This is a genomic window from bacterium, from assembly GCA_023150945.1.
Classification (GTDB): domain Bacteria; phylum Zhuqueibacterota; class Zhuqueibacteria; order Zhuqueibacterales; family Zhuqueibacteraceae; genus Coneutiohabitans.
The window spans coordinates 1-602 of the sequence record JAKLJX010000092.1 but is presented as its reverse complement, the minus strand read 5'-3'; the positions used below and the strand labels follow the sequence as shown (position 1 = coordinate 602).

At 52.3% G+C, this 602-nt stretch carries 1 protein-coding gene; it reads right to left on the bottom strand.

All coding sequences use genetic code 11. From position 1 onward, the window contains the following. A partial coding sequence (locus L6R21_28195) for a winged helix-turn-helix domain-containing protein (GenBank protein MCK6563086.1) occupies positions 1 to 270 on the bottom strand: 270 nt, incomplete at its 3' end. Positions 271 to 602: the final 332 nt, after the last annotated feature.

The window sequence follows — 602 nt, the reverse complement described above, 5'->3', positions numbered from 1 at the left end:
GCCGGGAGATTTGAGTTCTGTGGCGAACGCTGCGAACTTTGGGTGCAGCAACTGATAGCGTTCCGAGGTGAATTCTGGACCGCCTTCCAGAATGGTCATCACGGTGTCATCGCTCATGGCATCCAGGGCGGCATAATCGACGCCGGCGGCTGCGAGTCGTGCGAGATAGTGTTTGACCACGGGGCGGGAAACATTCAGCGCGCGTGCGATCGCACGCTGGGTCAACCGACATTGCTCTTTGAGCCGAAGGATTTCGCGGACTTTTTCCATAGCGATTCTCCTCATTGGCATGGCACTTCCTCCCTAAGCAGTTATGCGACTGGCAAAAAGGAGGAAGATAAGCGTTCACCATCAACAGAAGAAAGTGTGAAGTTCGGGCAAGGTGGGGGTCAGGTGGCAGGTTTCAGCCGGAAGGGGTGGCAGTTTTCGCCCGGAATCAGTGGCAACCTTCACCGGAACGGGTGGCAGTTTTGGGCCGGAATACACATAACTTATTACCAAGACCACTAAATACATTAATAATTTTCCATTGCATAGTGTACGCTTTCTCCAGCAAAATAATTCCGGACAATATGCGGTTGACGTTGACGTTTACGCAAGTA